The sequence below is a fragment of the Mycobacterium novum genome (genome assembly GCF_010726505.1).
GTDB lineage: Bacteria > Actinomycetota > Actinomycetes > Mycobacteriales > Mycobacteriaceae > Mycobacterium > Mycobacterium algericum.
On the sequence record NZ_AP022562.1, the window covers coordinates 1682364 to 1704405 of the forward strand.

15 protein-coding genes and 2 pseudogenes are annotated in these 22042 nt (G+C 68.0%); 12 read left to right on the plus strand and 5 right to left on the minus strand.

The window, feature by feature from the left end:
• Window positions 1-22: 22 nt before the first annotated feature.
• The gene (gene ligD, locus G6N19_RS07780) at window positions 23-1264 is read left to right on the plus strand and encodes a non-homologous end-joining DNA ligase (protein WP_193466103.1); all 1242 of its coding nucleotides are present in this window, start codon (window positions 23-25) and stop codon (window positions 1262-1264) included.
• A 16-nt stretch (window positions 1265-1280) separates the two neighbouring features.
• Here ligD and G6N19_RS07785 read toward each other — a convergent pair whose 3' ends face one another.
• The 4 genes from G6N19_RS07785 to G6N19_RS07800 are packed head-to-tail and all read right to left on the minus strand — an operon-like array spanning window position 1281 to window position 6035.
• Window positions 1281-2993, minus strand: coding sequence for an AMP-binding protein (locus G6N19_RS07785; protein WP_193466104.1), 1713 nt, complete (start codon window positions 2991-2993; stop codon window positions 1281-1283).
• Window positions 2994-3028: 35 nt separating this feature from the next.
• Window positions 3029-3790, minus strand: coding sequence for an SDR family NAD(P)-dependent oxidoreductase (locus tag G6N19_RS07790; RefSeq protein WP_013827199.1), 762 nt, complete (start codon window positions 3788-3790; stop codon window positions 3029-3031).
• Window positions 3791-3810: 20 nt separating this feature from the next.
• Window positions 3811-4827 carry a phosphotransferase family protein gene (locus G6N19_RS07795; RefSeq protein WP_193466105.1) on the minus strand — a complete coding sequence of 339 codons (1017 nt, stop codon included), beginning with the start codon at window positions 4825-4827 and terminating at the stop codon, window positions 3811-3813.
• Entirely contained in the window at window positions 4824-6035 is a 1212-nt protein-coding gene (locus G6N19_RS07800; RefSeq protein ID WP_193466106.1) for an acyl-CoA dehydrogenase family protein, read from the minus strand. The genes G6N19_RS07795 and G6N19_RS07800 overlap by 4 nt, the downstream gene beginning before the upstream one ends.
• Window positions 6036-6165: 130 nt before the next feature.
• Here G6N19_RS07800 and G6N19_RS07805 point away from each other — a divergent pair, with 130 nt between their 5' ends.
• From G6N19_RS07805 to G6N19_RS07830, 6 genes are all read left to right on the plus strand, one after another.
• Window positions 6166-7116, plus strand: coding sequence for a TetR family transcriptional regulator (locus tag G6N19_RS07805; protein ID WP_232062574.1), 951 nt, complete (start codon window positions 6166-6168; stop codon window positions 7114-7116).
• Window positions 7117-7130: 14 nt separating this feature from the next.
• Entirely contained in the window at window positions 7131-10736 is a 3606-nt protein-coding gene (locus G6N19_RS07810) for a hydantoinase B/oxoprolinase family protein (RefSeq protein WP_193466336.1), read from the plus strand.
• 19 nt (window positions 10737-10755) lie between these two features.
• Window positions 10756-11703: an ABC transporter substrate-binding protein gene (locus G6N19_RS07815; RefSeq protein WP_193466107.1), complete on the plus strand. Its 948-nt coding sequence runs from the start codon at window positions 10756-10758 to the stop codon at window positions 11701-11703.
• A 98-nt stretch (window positions 11704-11801) separates the two neighbouring features.
• On the plus strand, window positions 11802-12461 hold the full coding sequence (locus G6N19_RS07820) for a 5-oxoprolinase subunit B family protein (protein WP_193466108.1): 660 nt from the start codon (window positions 11802-11804) through the stop codon (window positions 12459-12461).
• Window positions 12462-12473: 12 nt separating this feature from the next.
• A complete protein-coding gene (locus G6N19_RS07825; RefSeq protein WP_193466109.1) occupies window positions 12474-13367 on the plus strand; it encodes a 5-oxoprolinase/urea amidolyase family protein in 894 nt (297 codons plus the stop codon).
• Window positions 13361-13930, plus strand: coding sequence for a GNAT family N-acetyltransferase (locus tag G6N19_RS07830; protein ID WP_408632490.1), 570 nt, complete (start codon window positions 13361-13363; stop codon window positions 13928-13930). Before G6N19_RS07825 ends, G6N19_RS07830 begins: the two co-directional genes overlap by 7 nt.
• A 611-nt stretch (window positions 13931-14541) precedes the next feature.
• Here the strand turns inward: G6N19_RS07830 and G6N19_RS21195 are convergent.
• Window positions 14542-15708, minus strand: a pseudogene (locus G6N19_RS21195) (SulP family inorganic anion transporter); the annotation flags it as partial.
• A gap of 713 nt (window positions 15709-16421) precedes the next feature.
• Here G6N19_RS21195 and G6N19_RS07835 point away from each other — a divergent pair.
• The 5 genes and pseudogenes from G6N19_RS07835 (at window position 16422) to G6N19_RS07855 (ending at window position 21983) form a co-directional block, all read left to right on the plus strand.
• Window positions 16422-17645 (plus strand): sodium-dependent bicarbonate transport family permease, encoded by a 1224-nt coding sequence (locus tag G6N19_RS07835; RefSeq protein ID WP_193466111.1) that lies wholly within the window; start codon window positions 16422-16424, stop codon window positions 17643-17645.
• Window positions 17646-17899: 254 nt separating this feature from the next.
• Window positions 17900-19306 (plus strand): MFS transporter, encoded by a 1407-nt coding sequence (locus G6N19_RS07840; protein ID WP_193466112.1) that lies wholly within the window; start codon window positions 17900-17902, stop codon window positions 19304-19306.
• Window positions 19307-19394: 88 nt separating this feature from the next.
• Window positions 19395-19694: pseudogene (locus G6N19_RS07845) on the plus strand (winged helix-turn-helix domain-containing protein); the annotation flags it as partial.
• Window positions 19691-20407, plus strand: coding sequence for a sirohydrochlorin chelatase (locus tag G6N19_RS07850; protein WP_193466113.1), 717 nt, complete (start codon window positions 19691-19693; stop codon window positions 20405-20407). The pseudogene G6N19_RS07845 and the gene G6N19_RS07850, both read left to right, overlap by 4 nt.
• 184 nt (window positions 20408-20591) lie before the next feature.
• A complete protein-coding gene (locus G6N19_RS07855; RefSeq protein ID WP_193466114.1) occupies window positions 20592-21983 on the plus strand; it encodes a nitrate/nitrite transporter in 1392 nt (463 codons plus the stop codon).
• Window positions 21984-22042 lie beyond the last annotated feature (59 nt).

Sequence of the window (22042 nt, forward strand, 5' to 3'; positions counted from 1 at the left end):
GTGGATTCGACCTCTGGCTAGCATGGCGGTCATGGCCGGCGGATTGTCGCTGGACGTGGCGGGACACCGGGTGGCGGTTACCCACCCGGACAAGGTGGTGTTCCCCGGACGCGACGGCACCGCTTCGCGCACCAAGCTGGAGCTGATTCGCTACTACCTGGCGGTGGCCGACGGCGCGCTGGCCGGGGTGGCCGGTCGACCCATGATCCTCAAACGCTTCGTCGACGGCATCGACGCCGAGGCCGTCTTCCAGAAGCGGGCACCGGCCAACCGCCCGGACTGGGTGTCGGTCGCCGAACTGCGCTACGCCTCGGGCCGGTCGGCGCAAGAGGTCGTCATCAACGATGCGGCCGGGCTGGCCTGGGTGATCAACCTGGGCTGCGTGGACCTCAACCCACACCCGGTGCGCGCCGGCGACTTGGCGCACCCCGATGAACTTCGCGTCGATCTCGATCCGATGCCCGGTGTCGGCTGGCCGCAGATCGTCGAGGTGGCACTGCGCGCGCGGGAGGTGTTGGCCGATCACGGGCTGATCGCCTGGCCGAAGACGTCCGGATCGCGGGGTATGCACATCTACGCCCGGCTCGCGCCCCGATGGGAGTTCCGGCAGGTTCGGCTGGCCGCGCAGGCGGTGGCCCGCGAGATCGAGCGGCGCGCACCGCAATCGGCCACCAGCCGGTGGTGGAAAGAGGAACGGGGCGCCCGCGTCTTTGTGGACTTCAACCAGAATGCCAAGGACCGCACGGTCGCCTCGGCCTATTCGGTGCGAGCCACCTTCGACGCCCGCGTGTCGACACCGCTGTCCTGGGACGAGGTACCCGACGCCGATCCTGCGGCGTTCACCATGGACACCGTGCCGGACCGCGTCGCGCGGATCGGTGACCCGTGGGCGGGCATGAATGAGACGGTCGGTGACCTGGAGTCGCTGCTCGAACTGGCCGAAGCTCAAGGCCCGGCGGAGAAGGCGCCCAAGGGGGCACGCAAGAACGTTGACGGCCGCCGTACTTCACCGCTGCCGTTGATCGAGATAGCCCGCACCAAGACCAAAGACGAGGCGATCGCCGCGCTCGATGTCTGGCGCGAACGGCATGCCGCGGCGGCCGACCGGCTGACGCCGGCGGACGTACTGGTCGACGGCATGCGCGGGCCGAGTTCGATCTGGTACCGGGTGCGGATCAACCTGCAGCACGTCCCGGCCGGGCAACGCCCGCCACAGGAGGAGCTGATCGCCGACTACAGCCCCTGGGAGGGGCGGAAGCTTTAGCGGACCGCGCAGTCGCTCATCGGATCTTCCCGCCGTCACGCAGGTAACTTTGCCGCCCGTATGTCGCGAATTCGGCATCCAGCGACCGCTTGTCACCGTCGGTCATCCGGGTGTAGGCCGGCTCTCCCCGCCCCGCCCAGCGGTACACCGGGTCGCCGGTATGCCAACGTTGCTGCTGCAGTTCACGTTTGAGCACCTTGTTCGAACCCGTCACCGGCAGCCTGGCCGAGATCCGCAGGAAGCGCGGTGTGCCCTTGCTGCCGAGGTCGGCCTGGCCGGCCAGATACGCCGCGAACTCGGCCGCGTCGAAACCGTCCGGATCGGCGACCTCGATCGCGGCCATCACCTGATCGCCCGAGCGAGGGTCGGGCACCGCGTACACCCCGGCGCTGATGACCCGCGGATGGCGGCGCAGCACCCGTTCGACGGTCAGTGCCGAGGTGTTCTCGCCGTCGACCCGGATCCAGTCGCCGCGCCGGCCGGCGAAGTACAGGAAGCCGGCCTCGTCGCGGTAGCCGAGATCGCCGGTCCAGTACCAGCCGTCGCGCACCTTTTCGGCGTCGGCGGCATCGTTTTTGTAGTAGCCCTCGAAGTCTCGGGCGCCGGTCTTGTCCACGATCTCGCCGACCGCGTCGTCGGCGTTGGTCACCCGGCCGTGCTCGTCGAGGACCGCCACCGGGCAGTCGGCGCGGGTCTGCGGGTCGACTACGGCGATACCGGGGTGGGCCGGGCGGCCCAGCGCGCCGGGTGGGGCCGCCGGGTCGGGTACCGCGGCGTTGCCGCCTTCGCTGGACCCGTAGCCCTCGTGCAGCACGGCGCCGAACCGCCGGCGGAACTCCGCCTGATCCTGCGGTGACGCCTCGGTGCCGAAGCCACGGACCAGGGTGTTGTCGGCATCGTCGGGACGTTCCTCGGTGGCCAGCAGATAGCCCATTGCCTTACCCACGTAGGTGAAGAACGTCGCGCCGAAGTAGCGCACGTCGGGCAGGAATTGCGACGCCGAGAACTTCGGTGTCAGGCAGATCGTGGCCCCGTTGGCCAATGCCGGTGCCCACAGCGCCATGATCGCGTTGCCGTGGAACAGCGGCATGCAGCAGTAGTCGACGTCGGAGCGCACATGGCCGAACTTGGCGGTGGCGGCCGCCGCGATGCGGGCCAGCCGGCCCTGGCTGCACTTGACCGCCTTCGAGGCGCCGGTGGTGCCGGAGGTGAACAACAACAGCAGCAGTGACTCCGGGCCGACGCCGGCCGCGGCGGCCGGCGCCACCTGGTGCGCGCGCACCCGTCCGGTGTAGTCCGGGTCGTCGGTCACCAGGAAGCGGTCGGCATCCAAGCCGTGGTCCAGACCGCGCAGCCGTTCGAATCCGGCGGTGTCGGTGACGATCAGCTGACAATCGGCATGCCGGATCTCTGCCGCCAGTTCGGCGTCGCCGCGGGTGGGATTGATCCCGACGATCACCGCACCGGCCAGCGCCGCGGCGCCGAGCCAGAACACGAAATCTTCGGTGTTGTCCAGCAGCACTCCGATGTGGAAGGGCCCGTCACGGCGGAGTTCGGCGGCCAACTCGGCGCGTGCGGCGGATTCGCGCACCACCTCGTCCCAGGTCCAATCCTGCTGTCGGGTACGCAATCCTAGCTGCCGGTCGCCCACGCGGGCCAGCAACATGGCGGCGATGTCGGGCTCGGATCCGGCCCCCAGCTGGGACAGTCGGGTCGGGTCTGAGCGCATCAACCGAGGCTATCGCGGATCGATGCCCGGCGACTTCAGTTGATGGTGAAGCCGCCGTCGACCGCCAGGGTCTGCCCGGTGACGTAGCCGCCGGCCTCGGAGGCCAGCCAGAGCACGGTCGCCGCCAGTTCCTCGGGGTCGCCCATGCGTCCCAGCACGATCCGATGGGAGATGCTGTCCAGGTAGCCCGGGCGGTACTGGTCGGTCATCTCCGTCTGGAAGAAGCCGGGCGCAATGGCGTTGACCCGGATGCCTTTGCGGCTGCCCCACTGCTGGGCCAGGTCGCGGGTCAGACCGAGCAGGCCGGCCTTGCTCGCGGCGTACGCGGCTTGCGGCAGCCCGGCGGTGGTCAACCCCAGGACACTGGAGATGTTGACGATCGACGAACCGGGCTGCATCACCCGTCCGCAGGCCTGTGCGGCCCAGTAGGCCCCGTTGAGGTTGATGTCGATCACCTCCCGGAACTGCTCCGGGGTCTCGCGGGTGGCGGGGTGCGCCGTTCCGACACCGGCGTTGTTGACCAGCACGTCGACCCGGCCGAACCGCTCCATGGCGGCCTCGACCATATTGGTCGCGGCATCCGGGTCGGCGATGTCGGTCGCCACCGGCAGGGCGGTGCGTCCCGTCGCCGCGACCAGCTCGGCGGCCGCGGCGAGTTTCTCCACCCGCCGCGCCGCTAACACGACATCAGCTCCCGCCTCGGCGAAGGCCCGGGCGAAATGCACGCCCAGGCCCGAGGATGCCCCGGTCACCACGGCGACGCGGCCGTCCATCCGGAACTTGTCCAGTACGCTCACGTGAGTCACCTTTCGTAGTTTCAGCAGCGCTTCAACGCTTTTCGTGCCGCCGCGATGAACTCCGGCGTGGCCTGCGCCGCTTCGCCGGCGTTGAGCACGTCTTTCGCACCATGCTGGGCCCGGTGGGTGATGCCCTCGGCGATGACACCGATCTTGAAGTTCGCCAGCGCCAGGTAGAAATTCCACTGCCCCAGGTCACGTCCGGAACGCCGCGCATACTCTTCGGCGAGCGTATCGGCAGAGGGCAGTCGGGCACTGGTCCACGCCGCGGGATGACCGAAGACGCCGTCGAAAGCCGGTGACCGGTAGGCGCACATCAGCGCAATGTCGGTGAGCGGGTCCCCCAGGGTGGACATCTCCCAGTCCACGACCGCCCGGATGACGTCCGGCTGCTCGGGATCGCAGATGGTGTTGTCGATGCGGAAGTCGCCGTGCACCACCGACGGCTGCGGGGTCTGTGGAACAGCATCGGCGAGCGCGGCCGCCAACGGCGCCACGTCATCGATCTCGCGGGTCTTGACCAGTTCCCACTGGCGGGCCCACAGTCGGACCTGGCGCTCCAGGAATCCGTCCGGCCTGCCGAAGGATTCCAGCCCGACGGCGCGGTAGTCGACCGCGTGCAGGTCGACGAGCACCCTTACCAGCGCGGTGGCGTTGGCGCCCAGGTCCGCCTCCGACAGCACGTCGAGATCGTCCTTGTGCCGGTAGACCCGCCCGGTCACGAACTCCGTGACGGTCAGCGGCGCGCCACACACCGTGCCGTCGGCGTCGAACGCGACCGGCCGGGCGATCGGCACAGCGGTGCCGTATAAGCCTCGGGTGACCACGAATTCGCGGCCCACGTCGTGCGCCGATGGTGTGAGACCGCCGAGCGGAGGCCTGCGGACGACCCACTCCGACATCTCGTCGCTGACCTTGAAGGTGAGGTTCGACCGCCCACCGGCGATCAGTTCAACGGCGAGCTCACCCTGAACCGGGATGCCGCTGTCGGTGAGGTACCGGCGAAGCGCAGCGCCGTCGAGCCCTTCGACCGTCACTGCTGGGGCGCCTTGAGTGCCCGCCGGACAGCACCGACCCGACGCTTGGCGATGGCCCAGCGGTGCACCTCCGAGGGGCCGTCGTATACCCGGAACGGACGCACTTCCCGGGACAGCCGCGCCGGCGGCAGCTCCTCGGTGACGCCGAGCGCGCCGCACATCTGCACGCTGCGGTCGACGATGCGGAAGATCGCCTCGGCGGCGAAGGTCTTGGCGATCGACGTCGCGTCCCCTGCGGCTGAGCCCTGATCCAGCTCCCAGCAGGCGCGCACCAGCAGTGCGCGGGTGGCGGCGATGTCGATCTCGTTGTCGGCCACCATGTTCTGGATCATGCCCAGCTCACCCAGCGTGGATCCGAAGGCTTGGCGCTCCACGACATGGGCCAGTGCGGTGTCGTGTCCGCGACGGGCCGCGCCCAGCCAGCGCATCACATGAGTCATCCGTGCCGGCCCCAGCCGGACCTGGGCGTACTCGAAGCCGCGGTCGACCTCACCGAGCACCGCGTCGTCGGCCACCCGGACGTCGTCGAAGAGCACCTCGCAGTGACCACCGACCATGGAGCGGTCGAGGGTCTGCAGGTGCCTGCCGACGGTCAGACCCGCGGCGTCGGCGGGCACCAGGAACATGGTCGCCCCGCCGCGCTGCCCGGGCTCCCCGGAGGTGCGGGCCATCGCGATGAAGAACGCGGCGCCGTCGGCACCGGTGATGTACCACTTGCGGCCGGTGATGTACCAATCCCCCGACCGGCGTTCGGCTTTGGTGGTCAGCGCGGCCGGATCCGATCCCGCCCCCGGCGCGGGTTCGGTCATCGCGAATGCCGACCGCACGTCGCCGGCCGCCAACGGGGCCAGGTAGCGCGCCTTCTGCTCGGCGCTGGCCACCTCTGCCAGCAGATGGACATTGCCCTCGTCCGGTGCTGCGATGTTCACCGCTGCCGGACCGAACAGTGAGTACCCCGCGGCCTCGAATACCGGCGCCCGGTCGGACATGTTCAGGCCCAGGCCGCCGTACTCGACCGGAGCATGCGGCGCAAACACCCCGGCTTGCCGGGCCGCCGCCTGCAGCTCCCTGATCACGGCGTCACCGCCGGCCGCGGCGATGTCCCCGCCGTAGCGGTCCTCGACCGGAAGCACCACGTCCTCGATGAATGCCCGCGTCTTCTCGACGAGCGCCGTCACGTCCGGCGAGTAGCTCAGCTCGACTGCCATGTCACTCCCTCAGCACCGTCACCTGACCGACCAATCGTTCGGCCCGAACAGTACGGACTGTGACACAGAAGGCGCTGTCCAGTCAAAACAGCAGGCGGTACAGAAGATTGCGAAGCGCTATAGTTCAGTAATGCTGAACACAACGGTGGATGCGACCGCCTCGTGCGGCGGTGCGATCCGGGCGGCGCGTCGGGCCCGGGGCATGACCGTGCGCGAACTGGCACAGCGCCTGGCGCTCAGCGCGGCCACCGTCAGCGCGGTCGAGAACGGCAAGACCGGGATCTCGGTGACGCGGCTGCAGCAGTACGCGCAGGCATTGGGCGTGACGGCCGCGCAACTCCTGAGCGGCGGCGTCGGCATACCCGCCCCCGAATCGGATCGAGCCGTGGCGCAGCCGGGGTTGCCCCCACGCGACTGGCGAGCGTTTCCGCCGTTGGTTCTGGACACCGTGCTGCGCGCGGCCGTGGACGCCTTCGTAGACACCGGCTACCACGGCAGCACCATGCGCGATGTGGCCGCACGCGCGGCCATGAGCGTGCCCGGCATCTACCACCACTACCCCGACAAGCAGGCGCTGCTGGTCGCGATACTGGATGCGACCATGGCCGAACTGCACTGGCGCGTTGCGGCCGCACGCACCGGCGCGTCAACCGGCATCGAGCAGGTGCGGCGCATCGTCGAGGCGCTGGCGCTGTTCCACACCCATCGCCAGAAACTGGCGTTCATCGGCGCCAGCGAGATGCGCAGCCTGAACCCGGCCAACCGGAGGCGCATTGCCGAATCGCGAAACAAGGTGCAGCACATGCTCGATGCCGCGATCGACCGGGCAGCGGAGGAAGCCGGCGTCAGTGCCGTCGATGGCGTCGCGACAGTGCTCGGCCACGCCGCCGACCGCCGGATCGCCGGGCGCGCCATCGCGACCATGTGCACCTCGCTGCCGCAGTGGTTCAACGCCGCCGGTCCCGCCACACCCGAACAGACCGCACACGCCTACGGCGAGTTTGCGGTGTCCCTGCTGACCAACCAGCGGCCCTGCGATCCGGCGTCCACGCCCCGGCCGACCGACGGTTGGGCACAATAGGGGCCGTGTCGACGATGTGGCAGTTCTGGATCGACCGGGGCGGCACCTTCACCGACATCGTGGCCCGGCGGCCCGATGGGCGCCTGCTCACCCACAAACTGCTCTCGGAGAACCCCGACCGGTACCGCGACGCCGCGGTGGCCGGAATCCGCGCCCTGCTGCAGGTCCCCGACGACGCGCCGATTCCGCCCGGCACCGTCGAAGCCGTGCGGATGGGCACCACGGTGGCCACCAACGCCCTGCTGGAGCGCGCCGGGGAGCGCACTTTGCTGGTCATCACCCGCGGGTTCGGCGATGCGCTGCGCATCGGCTACCAGAGCCGGCCGCGCATCTTCGACCGCCACATCGTGCTGCCCGATCAGCTCTACGAGCGGACCGTGGAGGTCGACGAGCGTGTCGGCGCCGACGGCAGTGTGCTGTGCGCACCGGATCTGGACGCGCTGGGCGAGGCGCTGCGCGCCGCGTACGCCGACGGGATCCGCTCGGTGGCGGTGGTGTGCCTGCACAGTTATCGGAACCCGGTGCACGAACAGGCGATCGGTGCGCTGGCCGAACAGCTGGGCTTCTCCCAGATCTCGCTGTCGAGTGAAGTCAGCCCGCTGCCCAAGCTCATTCCACGTGGCGACACCGCGGTCGTCGACGCCTACCTGTCCCCGGTGCTGCGCCGCTACGTCGCCCAGGTGGCCGACGAACTGCACGGGGTGCGGCTGATGTTCATGCAATCCAACGGTGGGCTGACGGCGGCCGATCACTTCCGCGGCAAGGATGCGATCCTGTCCGGGCCCGCCGGGGGGATCGTGGGCATGGTCGCGATGTCGGCGCTGGCCGGATTCGATGCGGTGATCGGGTTCGACATGGGTGGAACCTCCACCGACGTCTCGCATTACAGCGCCGCGTCGGGCGGTTACGAGCGGGTGTTCACCACCGAGGTCGCCGGGGTTCGGCTGCGCGCGCCGATGCTGCACATCCACACCGTCGCTGCCGGCGGCGGGTCGATCCTGCACTTCGACGGCGGCCGATATCGGGTGGGACCGGAATCCGCGGGTGCCGACCCGGGACCGGCCTGCTACCGGCGCGGTGGCCCGCTGACCGTCACCGACGCCAACGTGCTGCTCGGGCGTATCCAGCCGGCGCATTTCCCGCCGGTGTTCGGCCCCTCGGGCGACGAGCCGCTGGACGCGGCCGCGGTGCGCCGGGGCTTCTCCGACCTGGCCGCCGCAATCCATGCGGCCACCGGCCAGAACTCGGCGGCCCGCAGCCCCGAGCAGGTCGCCGAAGGGTTCCTGCGGATCGCGGTGGCGAACATGGCCAACGCGGTCAAGAAGATCTCGGTGGCCAAGGGCCACGACATCACCCGCTACGCCCTCACCACCTTCGGCGGGGCCGGTGGCCAGCACGCCTGTGCGGTCGCCGACGAACTCGGCATCCGCACGGTGCTGGTGCCGCCGATGGCCGGCGTGCTGTCCGCGCTGGGCATCGGACTGGCCGACACCACGGTGATACGGGAGCGCTCCGTCGAGGCCCGGCTCGACTCGGCGGCGCCCGAACTCGGCGACGTCGCCGACGGTCTGGAACGGCAGGCACGCGCAGCCCTTGCCGACCAAGATATTCCGGCCGACCGGATCCGGGTGACACGGCGGGTTCACCTGCGCTACCAGGGCACCGACACCGCCATCCCCGTCGAACTGGCCGATATCGCGCAGATGACGGCGGCATTCGAAGACATCCACCGCAGCATGTACTCGTTCTTGATGGAGCGTCCGTTGATCGCCGAAGCGGTCGCGGTCGAGGCGACAGGCCTCACCGAACAACCCGAGCTGGCCGATCAGGCGGCTTCGGGCACCGGATGTCACTCCGCCGAGGCCGTTCGGCTCTACACCGGCGGCAGTTGGCGTGACGCGCCGCTCTACCGGCGCGACGCAATCACCCCGGCCGACGTGGTGTCCGGACCGGCCATCATCGCCGAGGACAACGCCACCACCGTCGTCGACGACGGTTGGCGGGCGCAGCTGACCGCCGACGGACAGCTGCTGCTGCGACGGACGGCGGCCGCGGCGCCGGATGATGCCGGGACTCACGCTGATCCGGTGCTGCTGGAGATCTTCAACAACCTGTTCATGGCCATCGCCGAGCAGATGGGCACCCGGCTGGAGGCCACCGCTCAATCGGTGAATATCCGTGAACGACTGGACTTCTCCTGCGCACTGTTCGACGCGGACGGCAACCTGGTCGCCAACGCACCGCACATCCCGGTGCACCTGGGGTCGATGGGCGCCACCGTCAAGGAGGTGATCGCCCGGCGCGCCGGGCAGCTGCGGCCCGGTCAGGTCTACGCGGTCAACGACCCGTACCACGGCGGTACCCACCTGCCGGATATCACTGTCATCACCCCGGTCTACCGCGACTCCGCGAGCCCGGACGACCCGGTACTGTTCTTCGTCGCATCCCGCGGCCATCACGCCGAAATCGGCGGAACCACGCCGGGTTCCATGCCGGCCGACAGCAGTACCGTCGACGAGGAAGGGGTGCTGTTCGACAACTGGCTACTGGTCGACGACGGGCGGTTCCGCGAAGCGCAGACCCGATCGCTGCTCACCGGTGGACGATTCCCGTCACGCAGCCCCGACACCAACCTCGCGGACCTGCGCGCGCAGGTCGCCGCCAACCAGAAGGGCATCGACGAGATCCGGACGATGATCGATCATTTCGGCCTGGATGTCGTGCAGGCCTACATGCGTCACGTGCAGGACAACGCCGAGGAGGCAGTGCGCCGGGTGATCGACTCCCTCGACGACGGCGAATACCGCTATGTGATGGACTCCGGTGCGACGATCGCGGTGCGGGTGACCGTCGACCGCGCCGCCCGCAGCGCCACCATCGACTTCGACGGAACCTCGCCCCAGTTGGCGACGAATTTCAACGCGCCGTCGTCGGTAGCGAGCGCCGCGGTGCTCTACGTATTCCGCACCCTCGTCGAGGACGACATCCCGATCAACGACGGCTGCCTGCGCCCACTGCGTATCACGATTCCGGACGCGACGATGCTGGCGCCGGGCTATCCGGCCGCGGTGGTGGCCGGAAACGTCGAAACCTCCCAAGCGATCACCGGGGCACTACTGGCCGCGCTGCGGGTGCAGGCCGAAGGTTCCGGCACGATGAACAACGTCACGTTCGGCAATGCCGGCCACCAGTACTACGAGACACTCGGCTCCGGCTCCGGCGCCGGCGACGGCTTCGACGGCGCCGCGGTGGTGCAGACCCACATGACCAACTCCCGCCTCACCGACCCGGAGGTGCTCGAGATGCGTTTCCCGGTGTTGTTGCGCGAGTTCGCCATCCGGCGGGGCAGCGGCGGCTCGGGGCGCTGGACCGGCGGCGACGGCGGGCTGCGGCGCATCGAGTTCCGCGAGCCGATGACCGTCAGTGTGCTGTCGGGACATCGGGCGGTGGCGCCCTACGGCATGGCCGGCGGATCACCGGGGGCGCTGGGGCGCAACCGGGTGATGCGCGCCGACGGCGAGGTGACCGAGCTGGCGGGCTGCGACTCGACCGACATGGCGCCCGGCGACGTGCTGGTGATCGAGACGCCGGGCGGCGGCGGGTATGGCCAACCTCGCTGATCAGCGTTAATCTCGCGCAATGCGGGACCAGTGGAGCCGGCGCGGCTTCTTCGGCCTCTGCGGCGCGGCGGGGGGCGCCGCGCTGCTGGCGGCCTGCTCGTCGCGCGACCAGTCGGACGGCGGCGCACCGGGCCCGGTGACCATCGCGCATCTCTTCGGCGAGACCACCGTGCCGGAACCGCCCAAGCGGGTCGTCTGCGCCGGCTACACCGGTCAGGACGACCTGCTCGCCCTGGGCGTCGTGCCGATCGCGATCACCAACTGGTTCGGCGACCAGCCGTTCGCGGTGTGGCCCTGGGCGCAACAGCGCCTCGGTGACGCCGAACCCACGGTGCTGGACCTGGACAACGGGATCGCGGTCGCCCAGATCGCCGAACTCAAGCCTGACCTGATCATCGCGACGAACGCCGGGGTGGACGCCGACACCTACCAGAAGCTGTCCGCGATCGCGCCGACCGTGCCGCAGTCGGGCCGCGATGCCTTCTTCGAGCCGTGGAAGACCCAGGCGGCCGCCATCGGCCAGGCGGTGCATCAAGCCCAGCAGATGCGGGCACTCGTCGACGGCGTCGACGCAAGGTTCGCCGAAGTCGCTGCGGCACACCCCGGTTTCAAGGGCAAGACGGTGCTGCTGCTGGCAGGCCGCCTCGACCACGGAAACGTCGCCACCAGCACCGGCTGGCGTGCCGAGTTCCTGGCCCGGATGGGACTCACCCTCGCCGATGCCCCCGCGCTGATCGAGCACGACCGGATCGGTTCGGTTCTCCCCGCTGCTGACGTACTGATCTGGACCACCGACAGCGACGACGAACGCGGGGCGCTGCTCGACGATGCGGACATCGCCGCGTACGAGTCGCGCAGCGTCTTCACCACCAAGGAGCAGGCCGGCGCGATCGCCTTCGCCTCCCCGCTGAGCTACCCGCTGGTGGCCGACCAACTGCCCGGCCTCATCGCCAAAGTGATCGGCTAACTCGGCGCCGACGCGTAACTCTGCGTATTCGGTAAGACCCCTCTGGCATAGCCGCCAGAAATGTGGCCTGGCTCACTTTCCGCGACTACGGTCGGGGCATGAGCGCGACACTGGATTTCACGGATCTCACCCAGACTCACAGCATCGTCGACTACGGCGACTGCGCGCTGCTGTTGCAGTTCGACCGGACCGCCGAGGTGCTGGCATGGACCGCAGCGCTGACCGCCGCAGCGTTACCCGGGGTGGTCGACATCATCCCGGCGTCGCACACCGTCTTCGTAAAACTGGCCGCGCCCGGCTACCAGACAGACGTGCGGCGACGGTTGGCCAAACTGACCGTCGAACCGGACGAGATCGAACCCACCGCGCATGACGCCGCCATCGACGTGGTGATCGACGTGGTCTACGACGGCGCCGACCTCGCCGAGGTAGCCGAGCGCACCGGCTTGACCGTCGCGCAGGTGATCAACGCTCACACCACGACGCCGTGGCGGGTCGGATTCGGCGGCTCCACACCGGGCTTCGCCTATCTGATCGGCGGCGACCCGCGGCTGGAAGTGCCGCGCCGTGCCGACTTGCGCGACACCGTTCCGGCCGGCTCGGTGGCGCTGGCCGGACAGTTCAGCGGTGTCTACCCGCGGCAGTGGCCGGGCGGCTGGCAGTTGATCGGTCGGACGGACGCGGTGCTGTGGGACCTGCAACGGCCCAACCCGGCGCTGCTGACACCGGGCCTGACGGTGCAGTTCCGGGCCGTGTGACGGGAGGATGACATGACCAGGTTGGAGATACTGCGTACCGGTCCGCTGGCCTTGGTCGAGGACCTGGGCCGGGCCGGGCTGGGCCATCTGGGTGTCACCCGGTCCGGGGCCGCCGATCGCCGGTCGCACCAGCTGGCCAACCGTCTGGTGGCCAATCCCGACGATCGGGCCACCATCGAGGTCGCATTCGGCGGATTCGCCGCGCGCGTTCACGGCGGCGATGTCGACATCGCGGTCACCGGCGCCGACACCGATCCAGAAGTCGACGGGATTACGTTCGGCACCAACAGTATTCAGCGCGTCCACGACGGACAGCTGATCTCACTGGGCACCCCCCGGTCCGGCCTGCGAACCTACCTCGCGGTACGCGGGGGCATCGAGGTCACACCCGTGCTGGGCTCGCGCAGCTACGACGTGATGGCGGCGATCGGCCCGGCGCCGTTGCGCGACGGCGATGTACTGCAGATCGGCGAACGGACCGGCGACTATCCGGAGATCGACCAGGCACCGGTGGCGACGATCCCGGACGACGTGGTCGAGCTGCGGGTGACCCCCGGACCCCGCGATGATTGGTTCGTCGACCCTGACATCATGGTGCGCACCAACTGGCTGGTCACCAACCGCAGTGACCGAGTCGGGATGCGGCTGGTGGGGATGCCGCTGGAATACCGGTGGCCGGAGCGGCAGCTACCCGCCGAGGGCGCCGATCGCGGCGCGATCCAGGTTCCACCGAACGGTTTCCCGATCATCCTCGGCCCGGACCATCCGGTCACCGGCGCCTACCCGGTGGTCGGTGTGGTGGTCGAGGAGGACATCGACACGCTGGGGCAGATCCGGCCCGGACAGACCGTGCGGATGCACTGGTCGCGTCCGCGCCACCATCCGTCCGACCACTCGAGCTGGTAGGCCGGCGGGTGCCCGGCCAGGTCAACACCGCACGCCTGATCCACACCTCCGATCTGGACGACGACACCCGTCGCGGCGCCCGCCAACTGGTCGACCACGCCTTTGGGGCCGCAGGTGACGCGCCCCCCGGCGGCCACTGGCAGCACGCGCTCGGCGGTATGCACGCCCTCATCTGGCGCCGCGGCATACTTATCGCCCACGGTGCAGTGGTCCGGCGCCACCTGCTGTACCGCGGCCGATCGCTGCGTGCCGGCTACGTGGAGGCCGTCGCGGTCGCCGAAGACCACCGGGGCAAAGGCTTGGCGACCGCGGTGTTGGATGCCTGCGAACAGGTGATCCGGGGCGCCTTCGAAGTCGGCGCGCTCAGTTCGGCCGAGATCAGCCGGCGGATCTACAGTTCGCGCGGTTGGCTGCCGTGGCGCGGGCCGACATCGGTGCTGTCTCCGACCGGGCCGCAACGTACCCCCGAAGCCGACGGCACCGTTTTTGTGATGCCGATAGAATTCGACCTGGACACCACCTCCGACCTGGCCTGCGACTGGCGCGACGGCGGCGTCTGGTAGCGGGGAGTTTCTGAATCTCCTGATGTTTCCCGTGGCGTGGTGGGCCGTGAATCCGTTGGTTGGGGGCTGCCTAACTCCTCGAGGCCGGCCAGGGCGATTCGGGTGCTCATCTCGTGCTTGGAGAGGGGCCGCATGTGGTCCAATCCCTCGATCAGCAGCGTCGGGCTCTCATTCTGGCCGCTGAACTCCTCCAGGAAATACCGAAGGGTCTCACTCGTCGTGTGATCGACGACGGCCACGCGCGAGCTCACATGCAGGTACACCGTCTGGGTATCCTGCGGAAACTGGTCCAGCTCCCGAATGACGTGGAACAGGTTGAAACACACCAGGGAACCATCCAGGTACAGGTGGTAGGCGCCCTCATCGAATCCCCGCTGCGCCACCGGATTGCGGAAGAGACCGAGGAAGCGGCCGACAAGACTCGGGTTGGCGGAGTCTGAGCGGTTGTGCACCGTGTGCCAAAGGCCCTCCAACCACAGATTCAGTACCAACTTCACGGCGACGCCGGCGAGCAGACCGATGAGCAGGTCCGTCGTCAACGTCACGAGCAAGGTGATCGCGAAGACGAGGAACTGCTCTGTCCCGACCCGTGCAACATTGAGCCAAACTGCCGGCCTACACAGTCTGTAGCCGATGAACACCAGGACGGCGGCCAACACCGTCAAAGGGACCATGTTGATCAGGTCGCTGAACAGCAGCACGAACATCAGCAAGAAGCAGGCGTTGTAAAAGTTGGCCCACTGGGTGCGGCCGCCGCCCAGAATATTGGCCGTGCTCTTGACCATGCCGGGGATGATGGTCAAGCCACCGAGCGCGCTGGAAGCGACGTTGGACGCGCCCATGGCCAGCAGGGTCCGATCCGGGTCGGAGCGGCGACGAAACGGGTCGATCTTGTCCACAGCCGCGATCGTGGCCAGGGACTCGGCCCCGTCGATCAAGACCAAGGTGACGACGAGGTAGACCAGCGGCAGCCATAGTCCGGGATGGGCGAACACCGTCCCGAAGTCGGGCAGCACAATCCCGTCCATGAGTGAACCCGGGACGTTGATCAGGTAGTGCTCGTCCAGCTTCAGGATGAATACGCTGGCGAGCGTGCCGGCGAGGAACACCCAGACCGGAGGCGGCATAACCTTCAACAGCCGCCCAGAAATCGCCGTCAGCACGAAAAGCCCCGCCAGGCAACCGACCCCCAGGCCGAAGACCTCAGGGTTGATCGACCCGACACGGCGGGGCACTTCGCCCAGGATCGCCCAGAATTCGCGGGCATCGAATGTGACACCCATGAACAGCGGGATCTGCTTGGCGATGATCATCAGGCCGATCGCGCACAACATGCCCTGAATGGCCGCGGCCGGGAAGATGGCGCTCAGACGGGCCACCTTCAACCTGGCAAGGATCACCTGCACCACGCCCGCAAGGGCGATGGCAACCAGAACCAGGGGGTAACCCACCGCGAGCAACTCGGATTCCGAGGCGCCGTCGCCCAGCCGGACTTGTCCCAGCATGATCATGCCGGCGAACAGGGCCGGCGCCAGACCCGCCGCCGGGCCGCTGATGGTCACATACGAGCCGCCCAGAAACGGCAGCACAAAACCGGCGATGATCGCCGACACAATCCCGCAGATCGGCGGCGCGCCCGAGGTGATCGCGATTCCCATCGAGAACGGCAGCGAGATCATGGCCACCGTGAAACCCGACCGCAGATCGTAGCGCCAGTGCTTGAGACCGGCTACGCCATTGCGCGGCTTCTCGGCCGGAACGGTCAGGCTCTGTTGCATGGATCAGGTCTCTCGGCAGCGGCTCAAAACGGTTGGGGTGAAGCGCTGCCGGAACTGGTGCAGCGTGAATCCGACTCAATGACAGGAGGAGGCAGTACGGGGTGGGACGAACAATCGCATGGTAGCCCTTCCAGCAGCGTGCGCCACTTGTACGCGGTCACCCCGAAATCCGCGCTGCAAACGTGAACGCCGAATCGCCGGGCCGATACGCCGAGGAACCCCGAACCGGGCCGCGACGGCGTCGGCTCGATGGGCACCGCGGTCATCACGGTGGCCGTTGCCGAATACACCGGTTGACATGCGCGGCTCCCGACTGTTGACGCTTGGCCAACGCCGGGGTCACAACCGGTCGGTGCCATTTGGGGCTGACATTATCCCCGAACTGGAGGTCGAACGTGGCACCATCGCCGCCTTCCCAGAGGCTTGGCAACAACCTTCACAGCAAACTAGCAGCTCTGACGCTTCAAGATCTCTGAATAGGCGCCTCGAGACACCGATGCGATTCTGCGCTCCGTAGTCCAAAACGAGAAGCGGGAGATGGCGTTGCACTCCAACCCACCAGGGCACCGACCGACGACGAAACACGAGGACATCACAACAGCCGTGTTTCTTTCGGTCGCAGACCGCACAGCAAATGCGTAGCCTCCACAGGAGCTTCAGGCAGCCCCACCGCGTAGTCTGACGCGGCTCCGGCCACCGACACGGGAGACCCCATGCTGTTTGAGTTCTGGCACAACTTCACCCATAACCTCTTCAAGCCCCTGCTGCTCTTCTTCTACATGGGTTTTTTGATCCCGGTACTCAAAGTCCAGTTCGAATTCCCCTATGTGCTGTACCAGGGCTTGACCTTGTACCTACTGCTGGCGATCGGCTGGCGTGGCGGCCAGGAGCTCGCCACCATCGACGGATCGAGCATCGGCATTGTCCTCGGTTTCATCGTGCTGGGCTTCCTCACCAACCTGGTCATCGGATTCGTCGCCTACGGGATGCTGTCCCGGATGACGAGGATGCGCCGTGTCGACCGGGCCACCGTGGCCGGTTATTACGGATCGGATTCGGCGGGCACGTTCGCCACCTGCCTGGGGGTACTGGCCGCGTTGGACATCGCCTTCGACGCCTACATGCCGGTGATGCTGGCCATCATGGAGATCCCGGGCTGCATCGTGGCGCTGCTGCTGGTGGCACGGTTCCGTGAGCGCGGCATGGACCCGCTGGGCAACATGCCCGACGAACCCGGGTACAACCCCGAGGCCCGCCCCGAGTTGGTCACCGCCGCGCAGTTGAGCGCACAGCAACCCGTGACCGCACGTCAACTGGAGGCCGAGGAGGAACTGCAGGTCTCCCTGGAAAAGCGCACGCATCCCGATCCGGCCGGTGCGGAGCCGGTGCCCGCGGCGGCGGCACCGGTCAGCGCCCCGCTGCTGCGTGAAGTACTGCTCAACCCGGGGCTGTACCTGCTTTTCGGCGGGATCATCATCGGCTTCATCGGCCGCCTGCAGGGCCCGGCGGTCATCGCAGAAGGCGACCACGTGTTCGTGACCGCGTTCCAGGGCATCCTGGGCCTGTTCCTGCTCGAGATGGGGATGACGGCGTCGCGCAAACTCAAGGACCTGCGAGCCGCGGGCCACGGATTGATCGTGTTCGGGCTGTTGGCGCCGAATCTCTTTGCGATAGCAGGGATACTCGTCATCCACACCTACGCTCAGCTCACCGGCACCCACTTTGAGATAGGCAGCTACGTGCTGTTCGCCGTGCTGTGCGGCGCGGCTTCGTATATCGCCGTCCCCGCAGTGCAACGAATCGCGATTCCCGAGGCCAGTCCGACGGTGCCGCTGGCGGCTTCGCTGGGACTGACGTTCTCCTACAACGTGACCATCGGCATTCCGCTGTACCTGCAGATCGCTCAAGCCGTCAACAGCTGGCTGCCGCTAGGTTGATCGAGGCCGGTTCCGGCCGGAAACGATTCGTCACTTGACGCCGGCCAAATCTCCCGCGCAATCCTCCAGTGCGTGACGCAGGCCACTTCTCCAGCCCACTGTCGGCCAACCCGCAGACGCCAGCGCGCTTGCACTCCAAGGCTTTTACAGCTTCTGCACCGCAACTTGCCAGTTCAGCTGGGTATGTTCGCACGGCGCCCCGCCGCGGCGCACAGCACGGCCGCGACGGTGGCTCAGAGCACGAGGAGATGTCAATGACGCCCGCCCACATCAGCGAATTCGATCCGGAGGACTGCGCGGCCTGGGAGAACGGCAATAAGGCCGTCGCCCGGCGCAACCTGATCTGGTCGACGGCGACCATGCACGTTGCCTTCTCCATCTGGTCACTGTGGTCGGTGGTCGTGCTGTTCATGCCGGAGTCGGTTTACGGCATAACGCCGGGCGACAAACTGCTGCTCGCGGCGGTCGCCACCCTGGTCGGTGCGGGTGCGCGGATTCCCTACGTGTCGGCCACCGCCAAGTTCGGCGGTCGCGACTGGGCGGTGTTCTCCTCGTTGATCCTGCTGATACCCACCGTCGGCACGCTGTTGTTGCTGGTCAACCCCGGTCAGCCATTGTGGATGTATCTGGTGTGCGCGGCCCTGACCGGACTGGGCGGCGGCAACTACGCGGCATCGCTGGCCAACGTGGACGCCTTCTACCCGCAACGCCTCAAAGGCGTCGCGCTCGGGCTGTGCGGCGGTATCGGCAACCTCGGGGTGGCCGCCATTCAGCTGGTCGGCCTGCTGGTACTGGCCACCGCCGGCAACACCAAGCCGGAGCTCGTCTGCGCTGTCTATCTGGTGCTGCTCGCGCTGGTAGGCATCGGTGCGGCCCTGCGGATGGACAATCTCGACCACGGCGCCGAAGAGGTGGGCAGTATCCGGTCGATCCTGGCGGTCCCCGACAGCTGGGTCATCTCGGCACTGTACTGCGCGGCTTTCGGCTCGTTCATCGGCTTCGCTTTCGCGTTCGCCCAAGTGCTGCATGTCACGTTCGAGGAGACCGGCCATAGTCCCGCCGAGGCCTCGTTGTACGCCGCCCGGATCGCCTTCCTGGGACCGCTGTTGGGAGCCTTGTCCCGCATCTACGGTCGCCGGGTGGCCGACCGGCGCGGCGGCGGACGGGTCACGTTCGTCGTCTTCGTCGGAATGTTGTTGGCCGCAGCGGCATTGGCGATAACCAGCACGATCGACGACCGCACCCCGGGTTCGGTGACCTCGTCCACCATCGCCCTCTACATCACCGCATTCATGGTGCTGTTCATCCTGGCCGGGATGGGCAACGGATCGGTGTTGAAGATGATCCCGTCGATCTTCGAAGCCCGCAGCCGGTCACTGGAGCGCACCGAACCCGAACGCCGGCACTGGGCGCGTTCGCATTCCGGCGCTTTGATCGGCTTCGCCACGGCGGTCGGCGCGCTCGGCGGGGTGGCCATCAACCTGACGTTGCGACAGGCTTACGCGAGCACGGGCAGCGAGACGCCCGCCTTCTGGATCTTCCTCGCAGCGTATTGCGCGGCAGCCGCATTGACCTGGCTGAGGTACGTCCGTCGCCCGCCCCGGATGCCGGCCGCGACCACCCCGGTGCCCCCTCGTGACACCGAAACCGTGTCTGTGTGACCGAGATCGCGGTCCGACCGAGGCAACGGTTTGGAAATCGGTCGGTAACACAGACGAAATCCGCTGCCGTTAAACCTTATACATGAGCACCGTTCAGGCGGCCGGTCACCTCATCGAGATTGCGGACGACCGGGTCTTCGTCGACGGGATAGTCAAGCCGGTGTCTCCCGCCGGCCTGGCCACCCTGCGGGTGCTGGCGCACCGGCCGGGCGCCGTCGTGGCTCGCGACGCGTTGCTGCAAGCGCTGCCCGGCCAGGGACGCAATACGCACGCGGTGGACACCGCAGTGCTTCGGCTGCGAACCGCGTTGGGCGACAGCCAAATCGTTGCCACCGTTGTCAAGCGCGGCTACCGGCTCGCAGTCGACTACCAGTCGGGGGCCGCATGATCCCGATCCTGGTGGCACACGGAACCCGCTGGCCCGAGGGCGTGGTGATGATCGGCGAGCTTGCCGACCGGGTCGGCGCGCTACTGGCCCGGCCGGTGCGGGTGGCGTTCGTCGACGTGCTCGGACCCACGCCGGGAGAGCTCCTTTCCGCTGAAGCCGCGACCGGCCGCCCGGCAGTCGTAGTCCCGGCCTTTCTGGCCCGCGGTTACCACGTCGGTGTCGACGTGCCCACGCATGTTTTGGCCAGTGGGCACCCGAATGTGACGCTGACACCCGCGCTGGGACCGGATCCCCGGGTCGCCGCAGTGGTCGCCTCGCTGCTGGCCGAATCGGGCTGGCGGGCCGGGGATGCGGTGATCCTGACCGCGGCCGGCTCATCGGACCCGACGGCGCGCGCCGACCTGGTCCAGGCCGCTCGAATGCTGTCGCGGTTGCTCGGCTCGCCCGTCGAGACGGCGGTCGCCGCCATCGGCGGCCCCACCGTGACCGACGCGGTCGCCACGGCGCGCCGCCGGGGAGCGATCCGAGTGGTGGTCGCTTCTTATCTGTTGGCGGACGGGCTGTTTCAGCGTCGACTGCACGACGCCGGGGCGGATCTGGTGACCGAACCGCTGGGTGCCCACCCCGGTATCGCCAGGATCATCGCCGATCGATTCATCACCGCTCAGACCCGGATTCCGGTGGGCTCAAGGCTTTTCGGCGACAGCCCGTAGCAACGTTCGAGACCGCCGGGTCGCTGGCCGGAAGACCGCGCTGACCGCGATCGGGACGCTGAACCTGCGCCGACCGTCCCGGGCAATGGCGTCTCACACCCGAACGGCGGGGCCGTGAGCAGAAGTTCACCGGGGGGACATCCGGTGCAGCTTTCCGGTAACGAAACATTCCTACCTTATCCACATGGCTCGTTCACACCTCCTCACTGACTGGGATCCCGAAGACACCGTGGCTTGGGCGGCCGGAAACGACAAGATCGCCCGCCGCAACCTGATCTGGTCGACGGTCGCCGAACACGTCGGCTTCTCGATCTGGTCCATCTGGTCGGTGATGGTGCTGTTCATGCCGGAATCGGTGTACGGCTTCACCGCCGGTGACAAGTTCCTCCTGGCGGCCACCGCGACCCTGGCCGGCGGTGCATTACGTATCCCCTATTCGCTGGCGACCGCGACATTCGGCGGCCGCAACTGGACGGTCTTCTCCGCGCTCGTCCTGTTGATCCCGACGGTGGCGATGACGGTGCTGCTGGCGCACCCGGGACTGCCCCTGTGGCCGTATCTGATGTGCGCTGCGGCGACCGGCCTCGGCGGCGGTAATTTTGCCGCCTCGATGACCAATGTGAATGCCTTCTACCCGAACCGGCTCAAGGGCTGGGCGCTGGCGGTCAACGCCGGCGGGGGGAACCTGGGCGTGCCGCTGATCCAATTGATCGGGTTGGCCGTGCTGGCCACCGCGGGCAACCGGCAACCCCACTGGGTGTGCGCGGTCTATCTGGTGTTCCTGGCGGTGACCGGGATCTGCGCGGCGTTGTTCATGGACAACCTGGACAACCACAAGGTCGACCTGTCCACGATGCGCTCGATCCTGCCCGAGGCCGACACCTGGATCATCGCCCTGCTCTACATCGGTACCTTCGGCTCCTTCATCGGCTTCTCCTTCGCCTTCGGCCAGGTACTTCAGCTCAGTTTCATGGGCAGCGGTCAGAGCCCCTCGCAGGCCTCGCTGCACGCCGCTCAAATCGCATTTCTGGGCCCGCTTTTGGGGTCGCTGGCCCGGATCTTCGGAGGCCGGATAGCCGACCGGCTCGGCGGTGGCCGGGTCACCCTGGCGGCATTCGGTGGCATGTTCGCGGCCGCGGGAGTGCTCGTCGGTGTCAGCGTCCTGGCCGACCATCACGGCGGTCCGACCACCAGCGCCACCATGGTGGGCTACGGCGTCGGCTTCGTGGCGTTGTTCATCGTCTCCGGGATCGGCAACGGCTCGGTCTACAAGATGATCCCGTCGGTCTTCGAAGCCCGCAGTCATACCCTGGGCCTCAGTGAGAGTGAACGGCGACAGTGGTCGCGAGCCATGTCGGGGGCGTTGATCGGCTTCGCCGGGGCGATCGGGGCGTTCGGCGGGGTCGGGATCAATCTGGCGTTGCGGCAGTCATATCTGTCCAGTGGTTCGGCCACAACGGCGTTCTGGATCTTCATGGCCGGCTACGTCGGCGCCGCCGGGATGACCTGGTTCAGATATGTGCGGATCCCGCTCCTCACCGCGCAACCCGCCCGGACCGCCCTGGCCCCGGCCTGAGGTGGCTGCCACCGCGACGGAGCCGACCCGGGCCGGCGACTGCCCGGAACGGCGACCGC

What these genes read in the sequence shown, in the direction of transcription:
- ligD (WP_193466103.1), top strand. Translation starts at nt 23, where the DNA reads ATGGCGGTCATGGCCGGCGGATTGTCGCTGGACGTGGCGGGACACCGG.
- G6N19_RS07785 (WP_193466104.1), bottom strand. Translation starts at nt 2,993, where the DNA reads ATGCGCTCAGACCCGACCCGACTGTCCCAGCTGGGGGCCGGATCCGAG.
- G6N19_RS07800 (WP_193466106.1), bottom strand. Translation starts at nt 6,035, where the DNA reads ATGGCAGTCGAGCTGAGCTACTCGCCGGACGTGACGGCGCTCGTCGAG.
- G6N19_RS07805 (WP_232062574.1), top strand. Translation starts at nt 6,166, where the DNA reads ATGCTGAACACAACGGTGGATGCGACCGCCTCGTGCGGCGGTGCGATC.
- G6N19_RS07810 (WP_193466336.1), top strand. Translation starts at nt 7,131, where the DNA reads ATGTGGCAGTTCTGGATCGACCGGGGCGGCACCTTCACCGACATCGTG.
- G6N19_RS07815 (WP_193466107.1), top strand. Translation starts at nt 10,756, where the DNA reads ATGCGGGACCAGTGGAGCCGGCGCGGCTTCTTCGGCCTCTGCGGCGCG.
- G6N19_RS07820 (WP_193466108.1), top strand. Translation starts at nt 11,802, where the DNA reads ATGAGCGCGACACTGGATTTCACGGATCTCACCCAGACTCACAGCATC.
- G6N19_RS07825 (WP_193466109.1), top strand. Translation starts at nt 12,474, where the DNA reads ATGACCAGGTTGGAGATACTGCGTACCGGTCCGCTGGCCTTGGTCGAG.
- G6N19_RS07835 (WP_193466111.1), top strand. Translation starts at nt 16,422, where the DNA reads ATGCTGTTTGAGTTCTGGCACAACTTCACCCATAACCTCTTCAAGCCC.
- G6N19_RS07840 (WP_193466112.1), top strand. Translation starts at nt 17,900, where the DNA reads ATGACGCCCGCCCACATCAGCGAATTCGATCCGGAGGACTGCGCGGCC.
- G6N19_RS07850 (WP_193466113.1), top strand. Translation starts at nt 19,691, where the DNA reads ATGATCCCGATCCTGGTGGCACACGGAACCCGCTGGCCCGAGGGCGTG.
- G6N19_RS07855 (WP_193466114.1), top strand. Translation starts at nt 20,592, where the DNA reads ATGGCTCGTTCACACCTCCTCACTGACTGGGATCCCGAAGACACCGTG.